This is a genomic window from Acinetobacter sp. 251-1 (assembly GCF_030329305.1).
Classification (GTDB): Bacteria; Pseudomonadota; Gammaproteobacteria; order Pseudomonadales; family Moraxellaceae; genus Acinetobacter; species Acinetobacter piscicola_A.
In genome coordinates this window covers 40579-64561 of record NZ_JACANS010000019.1, presented here as the reverse complement: position 1 = coordinate 64561, position 23983 = coordinate 40579, and the positions used below count along the sequence as shown (strand labels likewise).

At 38.0% G+C, this 23983-nt stretch carries 18 protein-coding genes and 3 pseudogenes; 9 read left to right on the top strand and 12 right to left on the bottom strand.

Annotated elements, in window-relative coordinates; all coding sequences use genetic code 11:
* The coding region (locus HX129_RS14880; RefSeq protein WP_286436321.1) for a type I secretion C-terminal target domain-containing protein at positions 1–4842 on the top strand (4842 nt) is incomplete at its 5' end.
* 133 nt (positions 4843–4975) lie between these two features.
* On the opposite strand, the gene HX129_RS14875 is transcribed toward HX129_RS14880, so the two are convergent.
* Positions 4976–5809 (bottom strand): CatB-related O-acetyltransferase, encoded by an 834-nt coding sequence (locus HX129_RS14875; RefSeq protein WP_286434421.1) that lies wholly within the window; start codon positions 5807–5809, stop codon positions 4976–4978.
* 205 nt (positions 5810–6014) lie between these two features.
* Here HX129_RS14875 and HX129_RS14870 point away from each other — a divergent pair, with 205 nt between their 5' ends.
* Positions 6015–7499, top strand: a complete 1485-nt coding sequence (locus HX129_RS14870; protein ID WP_286436320.1) for a glycosyltransferase — start codon at positions 6015–6017, stop codon at positions 7497–7499.
* Between the two features lie 150 nt (positions 7500–7649).
* On the opposite strand, the pseudogene HX129_RS14865 reads toward HX129_RS14870, so the two are convergent.
* Positions 7650–8178 (bottom strand): annotated as a pseudogene (locus HX129_RS14865) (transposase); the annotation flags it as partial.
* A 733-nt stretch (positions 8179–8911) separates the two neighbouring features.
* On the opposite strand from HX129_RS14865, the gene HX129_RS14860 reads away from it, so the two are divergent.
* From HX129_RS14860 to HX129_RS14845, 4 genes are all read left to right on the top strand, one after another.
* Positions 8912–10318 carry an aldehyde dehydrogenase family protein gene (locus tag HX129_RS14860; RefSeq protein WP_286434417.1) on the top strand — a complete coding sequence of 469 codons (1407 nt, stop codon included), beginning with the start codon at positions 8912–8914 and terminating at the stop codon, positions 10316–10318.
* Between the two features lie 85 nt (positions 10319–10403).
* Entirely contained in the window at positions 10404–11069 is a 666-nt protein-coding gene (locus tag HX129_RS14855; RefSeq protein WP_130072459.1) for a helix-turn-helix transcriptional regulator, read from the top strand.
* Between the two features lie 83 nt (positions 11070–11152).
* Positions 11153–13450 carry a primary-amine oxidase gene (tynA, locus tag HX129_RS14850; RefSeq protein WP_286434415.1) on the top strand — a complete coding sequence of 766 codons (2298 nt, stop codon included), beginning with the start codon at positions 11153–11155 and terminating at the stop codon, positions 13448–13450.
* A 72-nt stretch (positions 13451–13522) separates the two neighbouring features.
* Positions 13523–14800: a hypothetical protein gene (locus HX129_RS14845; RefSeq protein ID WP_286434413.1), complete on the top strand. Its 1278-nt coding sequence runs from the start codon at positions 13523–13525 to the stop codon at positions 14798–14800.
* Positions 14801–14876: 76 nt separating this feature from the next.
* Here the strand turns inward: HX129_RS14845 and HX129_RS14840 are convergent.
* From HX129_RS14840 to fahA, 4 genes and pseudogenes are all read right to left on the bottom strand, one after another.
* A pseudogene (locus HX129_RS14840) lies at positions 14877–15059 on the bottom strand (hypothetical protein); the annotation flags it as partial.
* 148 nt (positions 15060–15207) lie between these two features.
* Entirely contained in the window at positions 15208–15783 is a 576-nt protein-coding gene (locus HX129_RS14835; RefSeq protein ID WP_286434412.1) for a VOC family protein, read from the bottom strand.
* A gap of 22 nt (positions 15784–15805) precedes the next feature.
* Entirely contained in the window at positions 15806–16444 is a 639-nt protein-coding gene (gene maiA, locus HX129_RS14830; protein WP_286434411.1) for a maleylacetoacetate isomerase, read from the bottom strand.
* Positions 16445–16458: 14 nt separating this feature from the next.
* A pseudogene (gene fahA / locus HX129_RS14825) lies at positions 16459–17439 on the bottom strand (fumarylacetoacetase); the annotation flags it as partial.
* Between the two features lie 216 nt (positions 17440–17655).
* On the opposite strand from fahA, the gene HX129_RS14820 reads away from it, so the two are divergent.
* Positions 17656–19365, top strand: a complete 1710-nt coding sequence (locus HX129_RS14820; protein WP_286434410.1) for an FAD-dependent monooxygenase — start codon at positions 17656–17658, stop codon at positions 19363–19365.
* Complete coding sequence (locus HX129_RS14815; RefSeq protein WP_130072450.1) at positions 19362–19544, top strand: hypothetical protein; 183 nt, start codon at positions 19362–19364, stop codon at positions 19542–19544. The genes HX129_RS14820 and HX129_RS14815 overlap by 4 nt, the downstream gene beginning before the upstream one ends.
* Before the next feature lie 124 nt (positions 19545–19668).
* On the opposite strand, the gene HX129_RS14810 is transcribed toward HX129_RS14815, so the two are convergent.
* A complete protein-coding gene (locus tag HX129_RS14810) occupies positions 19669–20085 on the bottom strand; it encodes a DoxX family protein (protein WP_130072449.1) in 417 nt (138 codons plus the stop codon).
* A gap of 191 nt (positions 20086–20276) precedes the next feature.
* On the opposite strand from HX129_RS14810, the gene HX129_RS14805 reads away from it, so the two are divergent.
* Positions 20277–20915 (top strand): DedA family protein, encoded by a 639-nt coding sequence (locus tag HX129_RS14805; RefSeq protein WP_130072448.1) that lies wholly within the window; start codon positions 20277–20279, stop codon positions 20913–20915.
* On the opposite strand, the gene HX129_RS14800 is transcribed toward HX129_RS14805, so the two are convergent.
* From HX129_RS14800 to HX129_RS14780, 5 genes are all read right to left on the bottom strand, one after another.
* A complete protein-coding gene (locus HX129_RS14800; RefSeq protein ID WP_130072447.1) occupies positions 20912–21502 on the bottom strand; it encodes a LysE family translocator in 591 nt (196 codons plus the stop codon). The genes HX129_RS14805 and HX129_RS14800 overlap by 4 nt on opposite strands.
* Positions 21503–21712: 210 nt before the next feature.
* On the bottom strand, positions 21713–22096 hold the full coding sequence (locus HX129_RS14795; RefSeq protein WP_130072503.1) for a hypothetical protein: 384 nt from the start codon (positions 22094–22096) through the stop codon (positions 21713–21715).
* A gap of 38 nt (positions 22097–22134) precedes the next feature.
* Positions 22135–22971, bottom strand: a complete 837-nt coding sequence (locus tag HX129_RS14790; protein ID WP_286434407.1) for a ParA family protein — start codon at positions 22969–22971, stop codon at positions 22135–22137.
* Between the two features lie 81 nt (positions 22972–23052).
* Entirely contained in the window at positions 23053–23445 is a 393-nt protein-coding gene (locus tag HX129_RS14785; RefSeq protein WP_286434406.1) for a SirB2 family protein, read from the bottom strand.
* 8 nt (positions 23446–23453) lie between these two features.
* Positions 23454–23762 (bottom strand): BolA family protein, encoded by a 309-nt coding sequence (locus tag HX129_RS14780; RefSeq protein WP_286434404.1) that lies wholly within the window; start codon positions 23760–23762, stop codon positions 23454–23456.
* Positions 23763–23983: the final 221 nt, after the last annotated feature.

Genomic DNA, 23983 nt, shown 5'->3' with positions numbered 1-23983 from the left:
GATTCGGATTCTGACAGCGATAGCGATTCTGATTCAGACAGTGACTCGGATTCTGACAGCGATTCTGATTCAGACAGTGACTCGGATTCTGACAGCGATTCGGACTCTGACAGTGATAGCGACTCAGACAGCGATTCGGACTCAGACAGCGATTCGGACTCTGATAGCGATTCAGACTCAGACAGCGATTCGGACTCTGACAGCGACTCGGACTCAGACAGCGATTCGGACTCTGACAGTGATAGCGACTCAGACAGTGACTCGGATTCGGATAGCGATAGCGACTCAGACAGCGATTCAGACTCAGACAGCGACTCGGATTCTGATAGCGATTCAGACTCAGACAGCGATTCGGACTCTGACAGCGATAGCGATTCAGACAGTGATTCGGACTCTGACAGCGATAGCGACTCAGACAGTGACTCGGATTCTGACAGCGATAGTGACTCAGACAGCGATAGCGATTCAGACAGCGACTCGGATTCTGACAGCGATAGCGACTCAGACAGCGATTCGGATTCTGATAGCGATTCAGACTCAGACAGTGATTCGGATTCTGACAGCGATAGTGACTCAGACAGCGATTCGGATTCTGACAGCGATAGCGATTCGGACTCAGACAGCGATTCGGATTCTGACAGCGATAGCGATTCTGATTCAGACAGTGACTCGGATTCTGACAGCGATTCTGATTCAGACAGTGACTCGGATTCTGACAGCGATTCGGACTCTGACAGTGATAGCGACTCAGACAGCGATTCGGACTCAGACAGCGATTCGGACTCTGATAGCGATTCAGACTCAGACAGCGATTCGGACTCTGACAGCGACTCGGACTCAGACAGCGATTCGGACTCTGACAGTGATAGCGACTCAGACAGTGACTCGGATTCGGATAGCGATAGCGACTCAGACAGCGATTCGGACTCTGACAGCGATAGCGATTCAGACAGTGATTCGGATTCGGATAGCGATAGTGACTCAGACAGTGATAGCGACTCAGACAGTGATTCGGATTCTGACAGCGATAGCGACTCAGACAGCGACTCGGACTCAGACAGCGATTCGGACTCTGACAGCGATAGCGATTCAGACAGTGATTCGGACTCTGACAGCGATAGCGACTCAGACAGTGACTCGGATTCTGACAGCGATAGCGACTCAGACAGCGATTCGGATTCTGATAGCGATTCAGACTCAGACAGCGATAGCGACTCAGACAGTGACTCGGATTCTGACAGCGATAGCGACTCAGACAGTGATTCGGATTCTGACAGCGATTCGGACTCTGACAGTGATAGCGACTCAGACAGTGACTCGGACTCTGACAGCGACAGTGACTCAGACAGCGACAGTGACTCAGACAGCGACTCGGATTCGGACAGCGATTCGGACTCAGACAGCGACTCGGACTCTGACAGTGACTCGGATTCAGACAGCGATAGCGACTCAGACAGCGACTCGGATTCGGACAGCGACAGTGACTCAGACAGTGACTCGGATTCTGACAGCGATAGCGACTCAGACAGTGATTCGGACTCTGACAGCGATAGTGACTCAGACAGCGATTCGGACTCTGACAGCGATAGCGACTCAGACAGTGATTCGGACTCAGACAGCGATAGCGACTCAGATAGTGACTCTGACAGCGACTCGGATTCTGACAGCGATAGCGACTCAGACAGTGATTCGGACTCAGACAGCGATAGCGACTCAGACAGTGACTCGGATTCTGACAGCGATTCGGACTCTGACAGTGATAGCGACTCAGACAGTGACTCGGACTCTGACAGCGACAGTGACTCAGACAGCGACAGTGACTCAGACAGCGACTCGGATTCAGACAGCGACAGTGACTCAGACAGTGACTCGGATTCTGACAGCGATTCGGACTCTGACAGCGATTCGGATTCGGACAGCGACTCGGATTCTGACAGCGATAGCGACTCAGACAGTGACTCGGATTCTGACAGCGATAGCGACTCAGACAGCGATTCGGACTCAGACAGCGATAGCGACTCAGACAGCGATTCGGACTCAGACAGCGATAGCGACTCAGACAGTGACTCGGATTCTGACAGCGATAGTGACTCAGACAGCGATAGCGATTCAGACAGCGATAGTGACTCAGACAGCGACTCGGATTCTGACAGCGATAGTTCAGATCTATTAGCAGTAGATAATGACGTTCAACTGAAACTTGATATCACGCCTACAAGAGTTCAACTAGGAGAGGGTGAAAGCTTAGTAGGTCAAAAAGCGACGAGCTTTGGTGTGGCGACTATCGGACTGGGAGGTGTTGCAAACGTTAGTGCTTTAGCATTTGGATCATATATTGATGTCAGTGTTGGTGATGATCAGGTACGAGACTTGACCTTAAAAGCTGATGGTGGTGGTATTTCTATCGGTGAAACACATGATCTAGTGATATTGAAAGAAGATGAATGGGGGAACTGGAATGTAGTTCAATACCATAAAGATTGGTTCACAATTCCATTGCTTGGTTATATAAAGACTGGAGATATCCGTCTTGATGAACCAGGAAACTATAAAGTTTACCTTGCTAAAATAAATGGTGTAGGCGTACTTTCGGGTTCTGGTTTAGAAATTACAGATGATCAAGTATATGACTACTCAACAGTAACAGCAGTATCTGGTTCGGTATCTGGAAATATTTTGACAGATATTAATAATCAGAATGACTCAATTGGTTCAGAAAATGGACAAGACATTTTTGGTCCAAATGTCATTATTGAGTCTATTACTGTGGGTACAGAAATCTATCCTATTGATCAGTTGCAACCGACAGTAATCCAAGGTGAATATGGTACTTTAACGATAGAGCCAAACGGTGAATATACGTATACCTTAAATGTAGGTGCTAAACCGCCATTCGGTTCAGTTGAGCAGTTTAATTATACATTGAAAGACACTGTTACAGGTGAAACCTCAAGTGCTAACTTGAATATTTCATTAAACAAAGAAGCTTTGGTGATAGATCCTGTTGTACAGCATTTAACTTTAGATGTTCAATCAGTTGTTACTCCAACGAATAAGTTGGAAAATGTAGAGCAAATAAACGTATTAGGTGCAGGCTTAGGTATTGCAGATATTAAGGTTGCTACGATTGAAAAAGGTATGACCATCAATGTTGCTGAAGGGCATACGCGAGAAATTAGTTTCTCTTCAGATGGCGGAGCACCTATAGGTATCGGTACTATTCCTGTATCTTTGGCAATTTATAAATATAACGAAACTAATCAGAGTTGGGAGTTATATGCACTGAAAGAAGATTGGTATAATCTGATTCTTGCCGTTACTGGAGGTGGTGCATCTAAGGAAAATGTAGATGTATTATTTACAGAAGGTACTTATAAAGCAGTTACTTTAAGTTCAGTTGCAGGACTAGCTGTACTCCCAATCATTGTATTAAAAGCAGATAAAGACACTTTATATGACCATACCCAAACGTCGACTCAGCAACAGTTACAAGGAGATCTAACAACCGGTGACTATGCAAGCTTTGAAATGCGTAGTGTGAATGATCAACCAGTAGATGGTACGCCGATACAAGGTAAATATGGAACATTGCATATTAATGCCGATGGTACATATCAATACATTGTAGATCAAAATACTGCTGCAAATTTTGGTGATATTGATACCTTCTCATATAGTATTAAAGATCCAGTAACTGGTAAATTGGCTACAGGCACCTTAAATATTCAACTTGATGTTGTAGAAGCGAAAGATGATCAAGATAATGCTAAATTTGGCTTAGATAATATCGAAGATTATACTGGTTGGCATGTTGATGAGAGAACTGCAAACACTTCAAGTGTTAAAGAATTCAGCCATGAAATTACGGTTGGGAAAAATCAGATTCTTGATTTGCAATTAGCTTATGCATTTGATCAAGTCGCAACTTCTGCAAAATCAGATCAGTATCTGATTCGCTTAACCAATATAACGACTGGTGAAGTTGTAGAAATTCTTAATACTTCGGCAGACAAAATTGCGCAAACTGTAGCTTTACCTTCATTAACTGAAGGTAAATATAAGATTGATGTAATTGTTGATAATAGTGTGCTTTGGCAGGTCGATGTTAAACTCGACTTAACTGGAACAGTGACAACGCTAGATGGGTTTAGTGCGCAAGAATCTAATCTTGTGCTTGCAAAAGGTGATTTATTAGCAAATGACATTTACTATGAAAACCAAATTGCGAGTCTGAAAATTCAAGGGCAAACATTAGCTTTTGATAAGTACGGTCAATATGAACATGCGGCAAATACTTCAATAGTATTACAAGGTCAACATGGTGTTTTAACTGTCACAGAAGATGGTACATATAGTTATCAGGCATCAGGTGAATCTTATGGAATCGAGAAGTTTGAATACATTTTAAACTCTATCCATGGCACTTCACAGTCAGCAGAATTAGTGATTAATGTCGGTAAAAATATGACTGGCTCAAAATATGATGATGTCATTACAACTAGCGTTGCTAATGATAGCTTCACAATGGGGGCAGGTGCTGATTCAGTGATATTTAACGTATTATCTGATGATAATGTGGGGGGCAATGGTCATGATACTTGGCATGACTTCAATATGTCTGAAGGTGATAAGATCAATGTAAGTGATTTGCTCAGTACAGATACAACCTTAAGTGAAGCAATTACATTAACGGAAGATGTAGACGGTAATGTCGTCTTGAACATTGACCGTGATGGTGCGGCAGGGACAACATATCAATCAGAGTCATTCTTGACCTTGGTGGGTGTAACGAAGACTGCGAATTTATTAGATGAATTGCTTCAAGGCAATCATTTAATTTAATTGTGATATAAGTAACAAGAAAGAGGACTTTTAAGTCCTCTTTTTTGTGTTTATTAAATAACGATATTAAATTTTAGATTGATTACATTTTTTATCAAAAACTCATATTAGAAATAAAATCTAGGAGTAGGAGTTAATTTTCACAGTTTTTAAGAATAGCGAGTGTTAGACATTTCGGCTTAAAAATTTCGAGTTGATTATTTTCTTTTAAATTTCTGATTTTATCTATAAAGATATCTATAGAATCATCCATATTGACACCTTTAAAATCAGCAAAACCATATTGCCACCATTTTAACTCTAACAAAGCTTCAATGGTTTTTTCAGGGAATCTATATTTTAAAATTTTTGCAGGAACACCCCCAACAATAGCGTAGGGAGGTACATCTTTAGTCACTACTGAACCAGCAGCAATAATTGCGCCATCACCAACGCTAACACCTGAAGTAGAAAAGGTAACATCTTGGCCAATCCAAACATCATTTCCGATAATAATAGGGGAACCATTTGGTAAGCCATGTGGTACGTGTTTGATTTCTGTATTTTGATTAGCTAAATAGTCATTAAAGGCAAGTGTCGAAGCACTATAAGTTAGCATAGACGTTGTAAATCTTGAAGTTGGATGGCTACCATGCATTCTTTGTACATTATGAGCAATAGATGAATATCTTCCTACAATTGTATTAACGGGCATTTGGCTATTTGCAGAAGAAAAAGCCCCCATAGAATATAAATAATTTCCTTTCAGAAACATTGAGTATTGCTCAATAACTGAAAAATCACCAATTTGAATTTTTTCATTCGCTTTTAATCGACCTAAGCCAGAAATTTTAGGTGCTGTATAAATATTATAATTTTGAAAAGTATCAGCAATATTGGGAGTGCAAAAAAATGTAGAACGCTTATGTGATCGTATATATTTTAGATTATCAGTGAAAAATTCGATATCATTAATGATAGTTGACATAACAATTCCTATGTTTGAATATTTACATATTTTATTATATATGGATGATTTATATTGTTGAAATTTTTAATTAAAAATAAAAAATTAAATTTATAATTTTATTGATAAGGAAATTAAAAAAATATATCATTAATTTTTTAATTTAAGTTTTTCTTGATTTTTTTTAATTTATATAGTCGGTTATTTAATGAATTGTAAAATATTTATGCTTTATACTGAGATTAAAGCAAAAAAAAATGGTTTATTGGTTGCATTGTTAAAACGTGCAGCTCTTTTTGCTGAGAAAGGCTATCTTGTTCATATTTGTACTTTATCTTATGATCCACACATTCACTTGATTTACAAGTCTTTATTTGAAGATGGATTTTTTGATCAAAAAATTAAAAATAATATTAAATTTATTAACTTATATACAATTTTACAGAAAAGAATATTTTGTCTAGATTCTTTTAAAATTTCCCAAGATGCAATTTATACAGTTACAGAAGCAAAAGTTAATGAAGCTGGAAATATTAAAGTTTATAAAGATAAAAAAATAGCGAAGTATTATATAAGAGACCAAAAAGGATTTTTGTCATATATTAATGTGTTTAATGCTGGTAAGTTGAATCAAAGAATAAAATATAATGAGCAAGAAAAAATAAGCTCGATCCAGATTTTGGATGAAAATAAATGTGTGATCAGTGAGTTTATATATGATATAAATGGAAAAATTGTTGCGAATAAAATATTTATTGATAAAAAATTAAGTCATATTCATTATTTTGATGATAATGGGATTTTATTAGCAACTTTTGAAAAGGAAGTGGATTTTTTATTTCATATTCTTTCAGATTATCATCATGAAGATTGTATTTTTATTATAGATAGGGCGATTGTTTTTTCAGAGTATTTGCTAAAAAACAAAAAAGAAAATCATCGGATTTTTGGTATTATACATGCTGCTCATTATAATGATCCAAACGATAAAAATTCAAAACTCAATGGGCATTATAAACACTATGTCGAATATTTTAATAAACTAGATCAATTGGTATTTTTAACACATCAGCAAAAAAATGATTTTGTTGAGAAATACGGTGATTATCAAAATACTCGAGTTATTCCACATTTTATTCAAGATAAAGAAGATAAAAAGTTAGCACGAGAAGCATATCATTGTGTTTGTGTTGCTCGTTTTGATCAGGTAAAGCGTTTACCTCTTTTAGTTAAAATGTTTAAGCAAATTGTCTTAAATGTACCATTAGCAAAGTTAAGTTTGTATGGCTTCGGAGCTGATGAAATTAATATTAAAAATACAATTCAAGAGTGTGGTTTAGAGGATCATGTCTTTATACAAGGCTTTACTACAGATGTGAATAGCGTATTCCAACAGGCAGATTTAATGCTTTTTGCTGGTTCATCTGAAGGATTTTGTATGGCAATTTTAGAAGCGTTGTCAAATGGTTGCCCTGTTACTTCCTTTGATATTAATTATGGCCCATCTGATATGATTATTCATGGTGTGAATGGAATTTTAATTGAGAACAATCATGAAGAAGCATATATTCAACAAGTCTCAAATTTATTACTCGATCGTGAGAAATTACATCAATTACAGCAAAATGCCAGATCATCTGTAGAGAAATTTAATCGTGATCATATTTTTAAATTGTGGAATGATTTATTATCAGTATCAATTAAAAATTGAGCCGTGTAATTTGTTGCAGAAATGAATGGATCATATTTATGATAGCTCAAAAGGTTCTATGACCATATTTATTTCTATTTAAATTAGGCTTTGTTGCATAAAGCTTTGAAAGACAGAGCTAGCCTATAAGATCTAAATTTAAGATACAATTTAGATATAGGGGCAATCTAATGCTATGACTATGTAGAGTACTGCTACGCGTGCATGAATCTCATTTACCAGACTAGAAAAATTCTTTGTTGTTAATTTATCTCCTAAGCGTTTGACTGTTCCCAATATTTCATTCCGCTCTATAGACCTCGCTTTCCGATCTTTCCAAGGCTTGGCATTCTTTCTTGGTAGAATGATTGCCTATGCATCTCGATTTAAAATAACTCGTTTGTAGTGCTGTGTGTCATAAGCACCAATCGACTGAATCAATTCGTTCTTAAAAGGGGCTTTGTGAAAGTAAAGTTCCAAGTACTCGTACATCACTGACATTATTCGTTGTGAACTGTAAAGCCCATATCTACAGAGCTTTAGCATCGATTCAAGTATAAAGTTTAAACCACTGACGATGATATTCCGGTTGATGCTTTTTACGTTTCCATTCAGCCTGACCAAGAAAATTCAGACTCGTTGAGTCCATGAATAAATATAGTCTATCACTACTTTTTTGATAACTTATCACAATATCAATCAGGTCTTTAAGCATAAATCAATGAACGCTTGGCGCTTGTATGCACCCAGAAATTATATTGCACCATCACTTATATTGATTGAACAATAAGACTTACGATAAATGTAAATAAGGGTTGAAATTTTACCATTTAGTTAATATATTAATTTTTATGAGATATCTAAACTATTTAATTTGAACAAAGATTAAATGCATGACAAAGGACATAACGGAGTAACAACATGGATATGTTGAAAATTAAAAAGGCGATATTCAATACTGTATGTAATCGATACAGGTGATCGCATACCCCGTGGTTTATTCGAAACACAAGTTTGATTAAAAATATTCAAACAAGTTGATTCTATCTTTATACAGTGATTATGTTTTTGCTGATTTTTTTAATTGTATATCACTGCATTGCTCAAAAAATCTCGTTAAAGCAGTGACCACGGTAAAAAAGTAAAACATGGGGAACACAGTGATATGGTGCTTTTGTGAACCTCGAGCTGACCCTTCTATTATGGTAAAAAGAGTTTTGTAGGTTTTATAAAAGCAAAAGTGCTGTGGGTATTTCAAATAGTAATACCAATGCACCGACCATTGTTGTTGCTGAAAAAGGAGTCGAATTGCTCATGCAACGGACTTAAAGTTTCATCGGTTTTCATAGAAAGATCATCCTTTGGGATGAGTTCCAAGCCTAGATTCACCGTTAAAATAGTGTTGATCAGGCTTAATATATAAGGAAATATAAATGAACACAGCTTTAATCATTGATGGACAAAAAATACAGGGCGAAGGTGCAACATTTGCCGTGATTAATCCTGCCAATGAAACTGTACTGACAGATGTGGCTAGTGCAAGTCTCAAGCAAGTGAATGACGCAATAGAGTCAGCTGCCCAAGCATTTAAAACATGGAAAAATACTGAGGATCAGGTGATTCATGCGCTTTTTCACAAAATTGCTGCCGATATTCGTGCAGAAAAAGATGAGATTGCACAGCTCATTACTTTAGAGCAGGGCAAAACCTTAGCCATGGCACAGTTTGAAGTCGAAGCAGGTGCTGGCTGGATTGAATATTTAACCAGTTTAGACATTCCTGTGGAGACCATGACAGAGCCAAATGGTAAAACCATTAAGGTGTATAATCGTCCGCTTGGTGTAGTGGCATCGATTACACCGTGGAATTGGCCATTTATGATTGCCGTTTGGCATATTTTTCCTGCCCTCAAAACCAAAAACTGTGTAGTCAATAAACCTTCTGAATATACCCCGCTGAGCACGATTAAACTGGTTGAAATTATTAATCGTCATTTACCGCAAGGCGCATGTAATATTATTTTAGGTCAAGGCGAGGTTGGACAAGCATTAAGTGAACATGCTGCTGTAGATAAAGTGACATTTACAGGTTCTACACGCACAGGACAAAGTATTTTGAGTCATTCTGTACGTTCATTAAAAAGTGTTGTGCTTGAATTGGGGGGTAATGATGCAGGTATTGTGCTTGAAGATGCCGATATAGAGATGGTGGCAGAAAAGATTTTTGGTTCAGCATTTTTAAATGCAGGTCAAACCTGTGCGGCACTTAAACGCTTATATGTGCATGAAAATATTTATGATGCTCTAGTTAAAAAATTAGTCGAGATCGCAAATCAGCAAGTCATTGGTGATGGTACAGATGCTGCTGTCAGCTTTGGTCCTGTGCAAAATAAAATGCAATATGACAAAGTCAAAGCCCTCATTCAGGATGCTGTTGCACAAGGTGGAACAGTTGTGAGCACAGCGCAAGCTTTACCAGAAACCGGTTATTTTATTGCGCCAACCATTGTGACCAATGTCCATGAAGGCATGGCTTTAGTGGATCAGGAGCAATTTGGTCCAGTTCTACCTGTACTAAAATTTAGGACTATTGATGAAGTATTACAGCGTAGCAATGCCACAGAATTTGGTTTAGGTGGTTCAGTATGGAGTCAAAATTTAGAACTTGCTGAAAATATTGCCAGTCAAATGGAAACAGGGACAGTCTGGATTAATAGTCATTCTGATTTATCTCCTGCAGCCGTTTTTGGGGGTTGGAAACTGTCTGGTTTAGGTTATTCATTTGGTTTAGACGGTTTATTGTTATTTACCCATAAACAAGCGGTTCATATTACGTCATAAAGTTTGATCAGTCCTTTGCAGGAAGCAAAGGACTTTTTGGCGTATATCTTGCTAATCATATTTCCGAACAGGATCGGTGGAAATTATGCTTAATCATCAGTTTATAACAGATTTTACTCAAAATTTTATTCAGCAAGTGAGTCGAGTCTTTGATTTTGATGGCTACTTGTTGTATTCGATTGACAACATTCACCATGCTTATAACTATCAAAATTTTAATATTCCTGCACAATCATTAACAGAATATTTAAATCGTGAAGTCGAAAATGATCCTGTATCATTTATGAAGCATTATCAACATAAAGATCATAATGTTGAACTACTGAGTGAATATACCTGTGATGATCACTATGCGGATTTTATGCAACGTTGGAAATTAAAAGATACTGCTGAAATTTTTTTTAGAAAACGTAATGGTGAACCTATTTTAGGTTTAAGTATTATTCGAGAAAAGAATAGCCAAATCTTTACTGTACAAGAAAAAAATATGTTGGATGCTTTTTGTGAACTATCCAAAAAATATTTTTTTAATCAAACAGATCAGTTAGAAAATAGCGCAATATATGATGTTTATCATTTTACTAAAAAAGAAATCGTAGTGCTTGAATTAATATTAAGAGGTTTAAATAATCAGTCAGTTGCGCAGTATTTAAACTGTAGTTTGGCAACAGTGAAAACCCATGTACAGCATATTTATCAGAAAACAGGAATAAATAATCGTCAAGAGATTATGCTGAAGTTTTTAAAATAAAAATCATCCTTTAGGAGGATTTTTTATCGATTGAATTGCATTACTTTAAATCTATCGTCGTGTTTATTATGGATTTTGACACAATGCAATTTAATCAAATTACACAATCATTAAAAAACTTCGCAACGTTCAATGTTGCAATTGCTGCACTTGCTTTAGGGGTTCAACATCATGCATGGGCACATGGTCAAACAGCCGAAATGGTGTCCTTATATCAAAACATGAGCGATTTTGGCGCAGACGTTAAAAAAGATGATTTTACCAATACCTATACCATTGCAAAGGGGTCTTTAATTGTACGGGCAAAAGCAAATTCAGATACCGTTTTGGTCAATGGTAAAGCTTTCAAAGTCAGTGTGCCGTTGGTTGAAAAAAATGGTCAGCCCGTGGTGAGTAAAGAATTTGCTTCAGAGATTTTTCAGTCAGGTTTAGATCAAACATTTAAAATTGAATCAGTTGCACATCCACTTAATAGCTTAACATCACAAGAGATTACTCAAACATTTAAAGCCATTACACAGTCAGAATATGCTTACCCAAATATGCGTTTTTCAGAAATTAAGTTGAAAGACCCTGAAAAAGAAAAAGTATGGGATGCTTTTATCGGTGGCAAAGCGTTACAAGAGGATCGAATCGCTGAGTTTACTTTGTTAAAAGGTAAGCAAGTGATCGAAGGTTTAGTCGATCTAAAAACACAAAAAGTCACGCAATGGAAAGTTTTAGACAATACGCATGGTATGGTGTTATATGACGATATGGTTGCCGTACAAGAGATTGTCACGCAAGATAAAAATTATAAAAAAGCGCTCGAAAAAAGAGGGGTTAAAGATATTTCTAAAGTTGTGACGACCCCTTTAACAGTCGGTTATTTTGGTGGTAAAGATGGTTTAGACCGTGAACTCAATGTTTTAAAAGTGGTGTCTTATTTAGATACGGGTGATGGTAATTATTGGGCACATCCGATTGAAAATCTTGTTGCAGTGGTCGATTTAGACAATAAGAAAATTGTGAAACTCGAAGAAGGTGCAATTATTCCTGTGCCGATGACGGTAAACTCTATTGCAAATAAAAATGATAAGAACCAATTTAAACCTTTAAATATCGTTGAACCTGAAGGTAAAAATTTTTCCATTACAGGACAAACCATTCATTGGGGACCTTGGTGTTTCCATGTGGGCTTAGATTCACGGGTGGGGCTAAAAGTTTCAACCGTAACTTATAAAGACAAAGGCGATAAACGTAAAGTCATGTATGAGGGCAACCTTGGGGGTATGGTTGTGCCTTATGGTGATCCTGATATGGGTTGGTACTTCAAGTCTTATCTAGACTCTGGTGAATATGGTATGGGGACACTGACGTCCTCAATTGAAAAGGGTGTAGATGCACCTGATAATGCAGTACTGCTCGATGCTGTGATTGCTGATTACACAGGTCAGCCACGTGTCATTCCCAATGCGATTGCAGTTTTCGAACGTTATGCAGGCCCTGAGTTTAAACATCAAGAAATGAATCAACCGAATATTAGTTCTGAGCGCCGTGAATTGGTGGTGCGTTGGATCAGTACGGTAGGTAATTATGACTATATTTTTGACTGGGTATTTAACAACAACGGTATTATTGGCATTAATGCGGGTGCAACAGGGATTGAAGCAGTCAAAGGCGTTAAAGCACGTACAATGCATGATGCAACAGCCAAAGAAGATACGCGTTTTGGTACGCTGATTGACCATAATATTGTCGGGACAACCCATCAACATATTTATAATTTCCGTTTGGATATGGATGTAGATGGAGGCAATAACAGTTTCGTTGAAATGGACCCTGTCGTGGCTAAAAATACCCGAGGTGGTCCGCGTAGCAGTGCGATGGAAGTCAACGAACGCATTGTCAATACTGAACAAGAAGCTGCCCAAAAATTTGATCCATCGACGATTCGTTTAATTTCCAATCTCAACAAAGAAAACCGTATGGGCAATCCTGTATCTTATCAAATGATTCCATTTGCAGGCGGCACACACCCCATTGCCAAAGGTGCGAACTTCTCGCCAGATGAATGGTTGTTTAAACGTTTAAGCTTTATGGACAAGCAAATTTGGGTCACGAAGCGAGATGCCAATGAACTATTCCCTGAAGGTAAATATTCAAATCGTTCTGTCAAAGACACAGGTCTTGGCGAGTTTGTTGCCAACAATGACAATATTAAAGATCAAGATTTGGTGGTTTGGATGACGACAGGAACTACCCATGTCGCACGTGCAGAAGAATGGCCAATTATGCCAACGGAATGGGTATATACCATGTTGAAACCTTGGAATTTCTTTGACAGTACACCCACCTTAAAAAATGACAACGAGCAACAAAAACAACAAATGCAGCATTAAAACTAATGTGCGTTCTGAAAGGATCAGCTTGGTGCTGATCCTTTTTTTAGATTGATCACAATGAGAAAAGACATGAACACAAAAGTATATGCACTCAGCATTTTTACATTGTTGGGGAATGCTGCTGTACAGGCTGACAATGCGCAGATCAATGAAAACTTAAGCATCAAACCGAGTATAGACATGATGTATGGTGCGATGTACAGCAAAAAAAGTTATAACAATCCTGAAGCGCAAGATGATATTTCATGGCAAGAAGCCTATGCGTCTTATGGTGTTGAAGGGCAATATCGCTTAGGTAAAAATGAACTGTATGCCACAGTGAAAGGGCTCAGTTCAGCGACCTTTGGTGATGGCGATGCAGCAGGTTTTAGCGATGGCAGTGAGCGCAAAACAACGGTAGGTGAATGGTCACTGGGCTGGCGAAACGGTGCAGCAGATAAAGCCAAAATTGATCTGAGTATAGGTCGTCAAAGTGTGCAAATTGCAGATGGTTTTTTAGTTGCTGGTGATGCCTTAAATATGGGCAAAGGCATAGCCGATGGTGAACTCAATCGGGGTGGTGGTTATTATATTGCAGCGCGTAAAAGTTTTGATTTTACAACGGTTTTACATTATCAATTGACGGACAGTTTAAAAAGCCATTGGTACTATTTAAAATCGGATAATCAAGCCCAATATCAACCGACTTTATGGGCAACCGATTGGCAGTATCAATTTAAAAATTATGATTTTGGACTGACGTATTTACAGATAGCAGAGCTTGAAGATCCACAGCATGAATCTGTACGTGATGATTTAAAAGATATTGCTGTTAGAGCAAAGACACAAATCAATGATCAGCTTGCTTTTAGTAGCGAATATGTCTATCAAGATCAGCAACATGAAAATGCATGGTATATGGCATTGAATTATCAATTTGAGCACATGCCATTTCAGCCGACTTTGGGGTATCGCTTTTCATCATTTTCAGAAAATTATGATGCATTGTTTTATGGTAATACTGACGCAGGCTTTGGTACATGGTTTCAAGGTGAAGTTGCAGGAAATTATGCGGGGCCATTTAGCAGCAATGCACGTATTCATCAGGTTTCATTGCAAGCTTCCGTTAAGGAAAATTTACATTTAGGCATGTTGGCGTATCAATTTGATACGATTAAAAAAGACACAGAAAATCTAGATGCACATGAGCTTGATATCTTTGCGGTTTGGTCACCGACTCCGCATATCAATGTCATTCCTTTATTGGGGATCTTTAAACCGAAAAAAGCACTTTTAAATGGCGGATCACAAGTAAATGGTACACAGAGCAATACATATGCTCAGTTATTGCTACAGTATGTTTACTAGTTATAAATATAAAAATTAACTCATCGTCATCAAACATCCAAGCAATTTCAGTTGCTTGGATGTTCAATCAAATCAATTATGTCGCAACAGCATCTAAAATCAGCTCAACACCTGTTGCTGCCTTGATTTGTTCTAGCATGACATCTTGAGCAAGTTCGACCAGTTTGACACCTTCAGTACTTATATCCATCATGCCTAAATCGGTGATAATACGGTTGACTACACCTTTGCCTGTGAGGGGTAAACCGAAGTCATCTACTCCAGAATGATTGGAAATACAGGTCAAACCCTTGACCGCTGTATTTTTAAAAGCGTCGATGAATAGTTCAGGAATACACATAAACCAAAGCCACCTGCCAGTTCAGCACTTGCAACCCATTTATTCATGAACGAGATCATCCCTAAAATTAAGCATCCACTTTGGCATCAGCTGCATTGTCATCTAATTCAGCAGCATGGAGAAAGTGGGTATGGTGTGGTGCACGTTTATTTTTAGACCATTCTTCTAACATTTCGTGCTTCATTTCTTCGGTGATCATTGCAATTTTTTGCGGTGCTTTTTCATCGTCATATGCCAATTCCAAACGGTGACCATTCGGATCGAAGAAATAAATCGAATGGAAAATACCATGATTAGTGATGCCTAAAACATTGACACCATTGCCTTCTAAATGCGCTTTTGCTTCTACCAACGCAGCACGATCTTTCACTTTTAATGCAATGTGCTGTACCCATTTCGGTGTATTTTCATCACGTCCCATTTCAGGTTGTGTCGGTAGCTCAAAAAATGCCAAAACGTTGCCATTACCTGCATCTAAAAATAAGTGCATATATGGGTCAAATGCTTTGGTTGAGGGCACATAGTCTTCTGCAAATGCTAAGATAAAATCCATATTGAGATTTTTTTTATACCATTCGACCGTTTCTTTTACATCTTTACAGCGGTAAGCCACATGGTGAATTTTTTCGATTTGAATCGTCATCATTTATATCCTTATAAAAATTTTAATTTGCTTCAGCTTGTGCTTCAGGTGCTGCACGTTGAAATGCATGTAATGTGTTGCAATGTGCATAGATCGATTCAATTTTCGGATATGCAGATAAATCAATATTGAAGCGTTTCGCGTTATACACCTGTGGAATCAGACAACAATCTGCCAATGTTGCCTGTTCACCAAAACAGAATTTGCCATTTGAATGGATTAATTGAGCTTCAAGTGCTTGAAAACCTATCTCAATCCAATGCGCATACCATGCAGATTTTTGTGCATCGCTCAGCTCTAAGGTCTGTGTGAGGTACTGTAAAATGCGCAGATTGTTGAGTGGGTGAATGTCACAGGCAATGCTTAAACTAAATGCACGTACTTGGGCGCGTTGTTGTAAATCCTGTGTGAGTAGACTAGTTTCTGTGTATTTTTCATCTAAGTATTCAATGATGCTGAGCGATTGTGTTAGGGTAAAATCATCATCACAGAGGGTCGGTACAAGTCCACTCGGATTAACTTGACGATATGCAGCACTATGCTGTTCACCGCCATGATTGACCAAGTGTATAGGGATTAATTCTGCATCTAAGCCTTTTAAATTCAGTGCTATACGTACCCGATAGGCGGCTGAACTGCGAAAATAGGTGTACAGTTTCATTTACGCTATCCGTCTTATTCTGCAAAGTTAAATTGAATGGCAGGCAGAATTTTGCCTGATACAGCACCAAAGCCAATACGTACACCTTCTTTTTCACAGAAACCTTTCATCGTGACTGTATCGCCATCTTGAATAAAGGTACGTTGTTCACCATTGGCAAGTGTTAATGGTTTGGTCGCATTCCATGTGATTTCGAGCAGAGAACCGTAGGAGTTTGGCGTTGGTCCTGAAATGGTTCCTGAACCCATTAAATCACCCACTTGCATATTACATCCTGCAATCGTGTGGTGAGTTAACTGCTGTGCCATTGACCAATACATATATTTGAAATTGGTTTCACAAATGACATTTGCTTGCGTTGCACCTTCCGCTTGAATTTCTACAGACAGATGAATGTCATAGCTGTTGTTACTGTGGTCTTCACGTAAATAAGGAAGGGGCTGAGGCTCTTGTATTGGAGAATGTGTTTTAAAAGGTTCAAGCGCTTCTAAGGTCACGATCCATGGGGAGATTGAGGAAGCAAATGTTTTTGCATTGAATGGACCGAGTGGCACATATTCCCATTGCTGTAAATCACGAGCAGACCAGTCATTAAACAGTACCATGCCAAAAATATGATCCCATGCATTTTCAATTGCAATCGGTTCACCTAATGTGTTGGCTTTCCCGACGATAAAACCTGTTTCTAACTCAAAGTCGAGTTTACGGCAGGCTGAAAATTGTGGGCGATCCGCTGTTGGTAATTTAATTTGACCTGATGGACGGACAATGTTTGTGCCACTCACAATCACTGAACTTGCACGACCGTTATAGCCTACAGGTAGCTCAGACCAATTGGCTAAAAGTGCATTTTTAGGATCACGGAACATACACCCCACATTCGTTGCATGTTCTTTGGATGAGTAAAAGTCAGTATATCCCGGTATATGCACAGGAAGATGTAGGCTTACATCAACTTGTTTAAAGAAAACCTGCTCACGTAATGGTTCATTGTCACTGCTTCAGGTTCGTTTACGTGGGTTTGGATCATTTGTATCGTACTGACTATTTTCCTTTATGTTTTTTATTTCTATGGGCTACGTGGTAGCCAAAAGTACCGCAGCGTTGTATGTCCTGAATCTGATTATTCTGCAATAAAAATGCCCACAACGCTTGTGATGGCATCCGAAACAAAGTCTTAAATTTAGTATATATATGACAAGGAGTTCAATATGCATTTTCTAGCACAAGAGCCAAGAAAATCGCTTTACTATCAGTATGAAGTTTTTCCACACTTTCATAGTCAAACAGAAGTTGTGACAGACGAACAAACGGTTACTGTGGTTGGAGCGGGTCCAATCGGGATGACGACAGCACTATTGTTAGCAAAACAGGGGGTCAAAGTCATTTTATTGTCTGCTGAATTACAACTGTCTGAAGGTAGTCGCGCACTGGTTTATACCAAACGTTCGATGGAAATTTTGCAAGCAGCAGGTGCAGCAGAACGGATCATGTCAAAAGCTTTACCTTGGACACATGGTAATTCAATTTATAAAGGCCAAGTTGCTTTTCGCATGGCATCACCCACCAATGAACATGATCAGTTTGCACCCTTAAATAATTTACAACAAAATTGGTTAGAGCATTTTTTATTAGAAACGATTCAAGAACAAGACAATATTGAAGTACGTTGGGGAAATAAAGTCGTCGATCACGTACAAGCACAGGATCAGGTCACTTTAACGATAGACACGCCTGAAGGAACATATCAGCATACTTCCAAATGGGTTGTTGCAGCCGATGGTGGTCGCTCCCCGATTCGTGAAAGTATGAAATTGTGGATGGAAGGAGCGAGTTATGAAGGTCGTTTTGTCATTGCGGATATTCGTATTCAATTGGATTATCCCACTGAACGTTTAGCTTTCTTTTCACCTGATTGGAATCCTGGGAATACGATTTTAATGCATCGTGAACCCGACAATATCTGGCGTTTTGATTATCAATTAGATCCATCGATTAGCCCCGAAGAAGCATTGAAACCAGAAAATTTACATAAAGCTGTCAACGATCAATTAAAAATGATTGGGCAAGATCATCTTGAGTGGGAAATGGACTGGAGTACAGTTTATTCAGCACGTGCATTGACCTTAGATAATTATGTACATAACCGTATTATTTTCGTGGGCGATGCTGCACATTTATTACCAATTTTTGGAGTGCGTGGTGCAAATACAGGTTTTCAAGATGCACAAGATTTAGCTTGGAAATTAGCAGCCGCAGTAAAAGGTTGGGCACCTGAGAAAATCTTACAAAGCTACACTTTTGATCGTGTTGGGGCTGCACGTGAGATTATTGCTGAAGCAGGAAAATCAACGCGTTTTATGGCACCTCCTACGGATGGTTTCCGTTTACTGCGTAATGCTGTACTTTCATTGTCATTAGAACATGAGTTTGTTCGTCCACTTTATCATTGGCGTACCTCACGCCCGCACGCATATACACATTCACCGCTCAACAGTCTGTGTGATGACAATGCACAAATGAATGAGTTGACCGAAAACGGGGCATTGATTCCAAATATCAAATTTGCAGATCATTCATTTTTGTATGATGCAATTTCAGGTAAATTTAGCGTAATTGTATTTACTGAAAAAGGTCAATTACCTACAGCCTTGTCACAAGAAGTTCTGGCATTAAAGCAACAGGGTATTCCTGTACAAATAGTTGCCTTAGCACTTGATCAACACATGGTGGCAGAGGCAGATGTGTGCTTGAATATCCATCCTGATATTGCAACAGAACGTTTCTTTGCATCTGTCGGTACCGTTTATTTGGTTCGTCCGGGGCATCATATTAATGGGCGTTGGCTGAGCTATCGTGAAAATGCATTAACGCAAACATTTAAACAGTTTACTGACGTTGTAGAAGGAGCAGTAGCATGAGTATTTCTATTGAACATCTAGAAAAAGTGTATGATCACTTGGCTGAAACGATTGATGCTGTACCGTTAGAAAAACGTGAATTATTTTTAGTGAAATTGGCATTACTCAGTGCCAATCAAATTCAAGATAGTGCTATTTTTCAACAATTGATTCATCAAGCAAAGCAGTTTGAAGACTAAGATTTTTCGGCTGTGCAAAGCATTAATAGATTCATTTGATGTTGCTTTGCTTATGCTTGCTTAAACTGTTGCACAAAAAAGCCAGATGTTGATCTGGCTTTTTTAATTTTTATTTTAATATTGATTATTTTTCAATGAGATGATCAAAGCTAAATCGACCTGCACCATGCAACATTAAGAAAAATAAACCACCAGCCATGGCAAAGTTTTTCATAAAGTTAATACTATCTTCTGCACCACCATGGAATAAAAATGCAGTAATTAAACTAAATACAGCTAAGCCGAGTGCTGCAAAACGTGCCTGAAAACCAAATAACAAGGCTAAACCACCACCGAATTCAACCAAAATCGTGAGTGGTAACATTGCTCCCGGCACTCCCATAGACTCCATATAACCTACGGTTGCGCTATATGCTGTGATTTTGCCCCAACCCGCAACGATAAAGATATATGCGAGAAGTGCACGTGCAATCAATGCAAGTGTTGCATCAGTATGGGCTTGATGGACGATATTTTTGAGAACAACATTTGGATTTAACATGATGAGACCTAATTCGTATTTTTTAACATGAGCTCATGATAGTACGCTGTGATTTTTGGATAAATATGCAAAAATCAGACTTATCGTTTTATAAATGAAACGATAATAGATGTTTTTATTTACTTTTTAATACTGACTTTCATAACACAGACTGCTAGGATTTGAGCACGACTTGGCTTAGCTTTTATTTCATGAATCTCATTGATTTTATTTTACATGTTGACCAGCATTTATTTGAATTTATAACAAATTACGGTTATTGGGTTTACGGAATTTTATTCCTGATTATTTTCGTAGAAACTGGTTTAGTGGTGATGCCATTTTTACCGGGGGACAGCTTACTTTTTGCCGCAGGGGCATTGGCTGCATCTACAGGGGCAATGGATCCTGTTTTATTGGTGATTTTACTGTTTATGGCGGCAGTATTGGGCGACACATTAAATTACCACATTGGTAAATACATTGGACCACGGGTATTTGAAATCGAATCTCGCTTTATTAACAAAGAACATTTGATTAAAACTTCACAATTCTTTGAAAAGCATGGTGGTAAAACAATTATTTTTGCTCGTTTTATTCCTTTTGCCCGTACTTTTGCGCCGTTTGTTGCTGGTGCAGGCAGTATGAATTATAAATATTTCCTGACGTATAATGTCGTAGGTGCTTTCTGTTGGGTGGGTTCATTTATCACATTGGGCTATTTGTTTGGTGGGCACCCATTGGTCAAAGATAACTTTACTCATTTGGTCTTCGGCATTATTTTCTTAAGTATTTTACCTGGTTTAATCGGTTTTATTCGTCATAAATTTTTCAATAAAGATAAAGTTTAAAAAAATTGAATCACCACAGGCAACATACATAAAATTAAAAACAGTGCTGATCCTTTATAGATACGATCAGCACTGACGCCTTTTATATTTCCTGCCAACACTGTGCGTCCCCAATAAATCCAAAACAAAGAACAGGGGATTAGACATAACACAAATACGCTCATCACTAAAAAATAATGTAAGTAGGAATCCCATGTTTCTACAGGAAAAATACCTGCGGCAAATAAAATCGTTTTTGGGTTTTTTAATGTTGTAATAAATAGTTGTGATGGCGTTAATGTCTTGTGTAATTGACTATGTGTTTTTAAATGTGAAGCTTTCCATAAATGAAATGCCAACCATAAGACGTAAATCGTACTGGCGAAATGTAAAATATCAATCAAAAATGGCCAAATTGGCAAAGTTAAATGAATCAGCAGTGCCCAAATACTGATGCCATATAGATAACCTAAAAGTTGTGCAGGGACTAAAGCAAATGTTTTTGCAATACCTTGATGATGTGCTGAACTGACTAATAATGCATTGGTGGGGCCCGGAATGAGCAGCACAGCCAACATCGCAGCAATAAATAGCCAATTTTCAATCATATAGTGCTTTCAAATAATTTTACAGGGACATACCTTAAACGAAAATATAAAAGCATAACAAGTTTTAAGATGGATTTTGCTTGAATTTTAACCCCTTTATTTAAAGGGATATGATTTAACATTTTATTTTTTATATGATTAATCTTGAAACATTTTGCTAAACATTAAAATGCATACTATGCCAACTGTGGCTCAGTATGCATATATTTGTTACTTTTTCACTTCTTGACGTTTCGGCACATAAGGACAATTTTTAAACTGTGCTGCTTGAGAAATCGCATCCTGCTGGCCATACAGATTAGCAAGCTCAGTGTTCTTGGTATTTGAAGATTGTCCCATATTGACTGAAATACTTGGACCAAAACCCCAACCGCCACGTCCCCAACCACCACCAAGTCCGACACCAACGCCCATACCTGTACGTTTTGCAGGTTGTACACCATTGTTGATGTATTGTTGAATACGTTGGAATTCAGAATTTAACTGTCCACAATTCATCGCTTGATATTGTGTTGGTGACACATAACTTGGTTTGACTGTGGTGGCACATGCGGTTAAAACAGACAGCCCTATACCGAAAGCTGCCCATTTCATTGCATTTAAATAGCTCATTTTCATGCGATATCTCGATCTTATTTTTGCTCAATCTCATTGAACAATGATTGATATGCCTGCGTCAATTTATGATCTGTAGCAAAATAGATGAGAGGTAAGTTTTTATGATGTGACTCTTTCATAATGACTGAAGGCGGCAACATATTTTCTAATACAGGAAGGTTTTCATCTTTGAGCTGCTGTACCACTTCACGTGGTAATTTTGCTTGCGCTTGGAATTGATTGACAATAATTCCTTCAATTTCCAAACGATCATTGTGGTCATCTTGGGTTTCGATGACATTTTCAATCAAAGTTTGTAAGGCGCGTTTAGAAAATACATCGCAGTCAAAAGGAATCAGTACACGATCTGCTGTAATCAATGCCGACAACGTGAAAAAATTAAATGCAGGTGGAGTATCGATAAAAATACGCTCATATTTTCCAGTAAGGGTTTGAATCGCATCACGTAATTTATAGATTTTATGTTTGGCTTCTAATGCATGTTCCAGACTGCCCAAGGTTGGACTTGCGGGTAATACATCTAAATTTGCAAAAGGTGAGTGGTGAATATACTGTTCGAAGCCTTTATTTTTTGATTTTAATAATGACCCGATGGCATTGCCAATCAAGCCTTTTTGTTGGTTATTGCCCAAAACATCTTGGAAGAAATTTTCGATATTGGGTTCAAGTGCGGTTTTGTCTGCTGAATAAGTTGCATCATCACCTAATAGATATTGGCTCGAATTTGCTTGTGGATCTAGATCAATCACTAAGGTTTTTAGACCAGCATTGGCACTCATTGCCGCCAAATTTACTGTAATACTCGACTTACCTACGCCACCCTTTTGGTTAAACACCACACGTGTGATCATAATTCCCTCAAATTCATTATTTTTTGACTTGTATACAGTTTAACCTAGACTGCATACAAGTAGGAAATAAATGTCTGACAATCAACCAAAAACAGGCTTAATTAAAATCAAGGCAAGGATAGAAACAAAGGCAATAGCACCCAATACCAAACCAGCACGACGTTGTGCCAATAGAATGGCTTCATCTTTTTTATAAGCTTTAATTTGCGATGATAACAACACAAAAAAGAGTAATATTTTTGCGTAAAACCAAGTTTGTACTTGGAAATGATTCATAACCAATAAAGCCACACCTGTGATTACGAGCAGTGTATAAGAAAAGTGCTGTACAGCAACGAAGGCAACACGACCTTTGGGGTTTGGTTGTTGGTTTTGTGTGCCAACAAATAGTGTAAATGCACGTAAAACAAAGACCAGCATTGCCAGTGCTGCACTCGACATGTGGATGATTTTAACAATTAAATGCGTATCCATACTCTACCTTATGCTTTTGGTGCATGTGCACATTCAGGGCTAGCAGGCGCTTGACCTTGCCATTCACTTGGAAGATAAGCGTGGATGGCTAAAGCATGAATTTTACCAGGACTGAGTAAATCTTTAGCTTCAGCATAGATTTTTTGATGACGTTGTACCAAACGTAAACCTGCAAAAGCTTCACTGACGATGATCACTTTGAAATGTGACTCTTTTCCTGGAAAATAGCCACCATGACCAGCTGACTCATTGACGACTTCTAAATGGGTTGGATTTAAAGTTTGTAACTGTTCAATCAATTGTTGTTCAAGGCTCATTTCACACTTCCTCAAGATTTAACTTAAACGGAGTATAACGGATTATATTTTTTGCCCCTAATCTCTATATGAAAGATCAGAAAATGAGCTTAATTGCTTTAAAGCCTATTTGTTTTTAGGCAGAATTAGCAAAAAAATAAGTCATCTGTGTTAATTTTATGCAAATGAGCGATTTTATAACAAAAAATTGTTGACCCTGATTTTTCTTAATGTATTATAAG

What these genes read in the sequence shown, in the direction of transcription:
- HX129_RS14860 (WP_286434417.1), top strand. Translation starts at nt 8,912, where the DNA reads ATGAACACAGCTTTAATCATTGATGGACAAAAAATACAGGGCGAAGGT.
- HX129_RS14780 (WP_286434404.1), bottom strand. Translation starts at nt 23,762, where the DNA reads ATGAGCCTTGAACAACAATTGATTGAACAGTTACAAACTTTAAATCCA.
- HX129_RS14790 (WP_286434407.1), bottom strand. Translation starts at nt 22,971, where the DNA reads ATGATCACACGTGTGGTGTTTAACCAAAAGGGTGGCGTAGGTAAGTCG.
- tynA (WP_286434415.1), top strand. Translation starts at nt 11,153, where the DNA reads ATGCAATTTAATCAAATTACACAATCATTAAAAAACTTCGCAACGTTC.
- HX129_RS14820 (WP_286434410.1), top strand. Translation starts at nt 17,656, where the DNA reads ATGCATTTTCTAGCACAAGAGCCAAGAAAATCGCTTTACTATCAGTAT.
- HX129_RS14845 (WP_286434413.1), top strand. Translation starts at nt 13,523, where the DNA reads ATGAACACAAAAGTATATGCACTCAGCATTTTTACATTGTTGGGGAAT.
- HX129_RS14795 (WP_130072503.1), bottom strand. Translation starts at nt 22,096, where the DNA reads ATGAAATGGGCAGCTTTCGGTATAGGGCTGTCTGTTTTAACCGCATGT.
- maiA (WP_286434411.1), bottom strand. Translation starts at nt 16,444, where the DNA reads ATGAAACTGTACACCTATTTTCGCAGTTCAGCCGCCTATCGGGTACGT.
- HX129_RS14835 (WP_286434412.1), bottom strand. Translation starts at nt 15,783, where the DNA reads ATGACGATTCAAATCGAAAAAATTCACCATGTGGCTTACCGCTGTAAA.
- HX129_RS14805 (WP_130072448.1), top strand. Translation starts at nt 20,277, where the DNA reads ATGAATCTCATTGATTTTATTTTACATGTTGACCAGCATTTATTTGAA.
- HX129_RS14875 (WP_286434421.1), bottom strand. Translation starts at nt 5,809, where the DNA reads ATGTCAACTATCATTAATGATATCGAATTTTTCACTGATAATCTAAAA.
- HX129_RS14815 (WP_130072450.1), top strand. Translation starts at nt 19,362, where the DNA reads ATGAGTATTTCTATTGAACATCTAGAAAAAGTGTATGATCACTTGGCT.
- HX129_RS14870 (WP_286436320.1), top strand. Translation starts at nt 6,015, where the DNA reads ATGCTTTATACTGAGATTAAAGCAAAAAAAAATGGTTTATTGGTTGCA.
- HX129_RS14800 (WP_130072447.1), bottom strand. Translation starts at nt 21,502, where the DNA reads ATGATTGAAAATTGGCTATTTATTGCTGCGATGTTGGCTGTGCTGCTC.
- HX129_RS14785 (WP_286434406.1), bottom strand. Translation starts at nt 23,445, where the DNA reads ATGGATACGCATTTAATTGTTAAAATCATCCACATGTCGAGTGCAGCA.
- HX129_RS14855 (WP_130072459.1), top strand. Translation starts at nt 10,404, where the DNA reads ATGCTTAATCATCAGTTTATAACAGATTTTACTCAAAATTTTATTCAG.
- HX129_RS14810 (WP_130072449.1), bottom strand. Translation starts at nt 20,085, where the DNA reads ATGTTAAATCCAAATGTTGTTCTCAAAAATATCGTCCATCAAGCCCAT.